We start from the raw sequence: 1,612 nt of genomic DNA, 5'->3' as shown, positions 1-1,612 counted from the left end.
GAGGAAGTGCTCGAGCGGCCCGGCCCCGAGGGGCTCGCCGACGTCCACCGCGATCCGCGACCGGGCGCCGCGCGGCCCGGGCCAGCGGCGCGAGCACGTGTAGGTCACCCGACTGCCGGAGCGCTCGCGGTCCATCCGCGACCACAGGTAGGGCAGTCGCGGACCCCAGCGCGCGGCGAGCACGGGCGCGAGCCGCGACGCGTCCAGGCTGACGAACACCACCCCGCGGCGGCCCTGATCGTCGACGGAGTAGAGCCGGACGTTGGTCTCGTGGAACGACCCGACGTAGGGCAGGCCCGGCGAGCCGAGGAACCCGATGCCCTGCATCCAGAAGGGGATGAGCCCGACGTACGTCGCCCCGTCGATCGTGTCCGGCCGGGTGCCGGCGGGCAGGTGTGCCTGCACCCGCTCCGGCGGCACCGCCCAGTGCAGGAAGGCCAGCTCCGACCAGCGCTGGGTGAAGACGGTGCGCCCGGCCGGTCGCGGCGACAGCGGGGTGACCGGCTCGGGCTCCATGCTCACGCCTTCCCGTGCCAGGACTCCCACAGCGCGGCGTAGGAGCCGCCGGCGGCGACCAGCTCGTCGTGCGAGCCGAACTCGGAGATGACGCCGTCCTCCACCACGGCCACCCGGTCGGCGTCGTGGGCGGAGAAGAGCCGGTGCGCGATCGCGATGACGGTGCGGCCGTCGAGCACGGCGGCCAGCGACCGCTCGAGGTGCCGGGCGGCACGGGGGTCGATGAGCGAGGTGGCCTCGTCGAGGACCAGCGTGTGCGGGTCGGCGAGCACCAGGCGTCCCAGCGCGACCTGCTGCGCCTGCGCGGCGGTGAGCGCACGGCCCCCGGAGCCGACCACCGTGTCCAGCCCCGACGGCAGCCCGTCGACCCACTCCAGCGCGTCGACAGCGTCGAGCGCCTGCCGGATCTCGTCGTCCGAGGCGGCCGGGCGGGCCAGCACGAGGTTCTCCCGCACGGTGCCCACGAAGACGTGGTGCTCCTGGGTCACCAATGCCACGTGCCCGCGCAGCTCGTCCAGCGGCAGCTCCACCAGGCCGACGTCGCCGACCGTCACCCGGCCGGTGCGCGGGGGATGGATGCCGGCCAGCAGCCGGCCCAGGGTCGACTTGCCAGCCCCCGACGGGCCGACCATGGCGATCCGCTCGCCGACCCCGACGTCGAGGTCGACGCCGTGCAGCACGTCGCGCCCCTCGACGTACGAGAAGCGCACGTCCTGGGCCTCGAGCTTCTCGCTCACCGGCCGCTCCCCGGACACCGACCGGTCGTCGGGGACGTGGGCGACGCCGAGCAGGCGGGCGAGCGAGGCGGCGCCGAGCTGGAGCTCGTCGAGGATCGAGACCAGCCGGTCGACCGGGTCGATGAGCATCTGCACGTAGAGCGTCGCCGTTGTCACCTCCGCCAGCGAGACCTGGCCCCGGGTGTAGAGCCAGCCGCCGAAGAGCAGCGTCCCCACCACCGGCAGCAGGTAGGCCAGCTCCATGCTCGGGAAGAACACGGTGCGCAGCCGCAGCGTGTACTTCTCGGCGTCGTACGACGCGGCGCAGTCGGCGTCGCCGGTCTCCACCCGCCGGCGACCGAGACCGAGGGCCTCGACGG

At 74.3% G+C, this 1,612-nt stretch carries 2 protein-coding genes; both read right to left on the bottom strand.

What is annotated here, in order from left to right:
* The coding region (locus ACXJKL_RS20750; protein ID WP_457208886.1) for a YqjF family protein at positions 1-516 on the bottom strand (516 nt) is incomplete at its 3' end.
* Between the two features lie 2 nt (positions 517-518).
* Positions 519-1,612: ABC transporter ATP-binding protein (locus ACXJKL_RS20745; RefSeq protein WP_457208885.1), on the bottom strand; the 1,094-nt coding region annotated here is incomplete at its 5' end.

This window comes from Nocardioides sp. P5_C9_2 (assembly GCF_054049555.1).
Note: the sequence above shows the minus strand (reverse complement) of the source record. Positions and strands in the feature narration are given on the sequence as shown.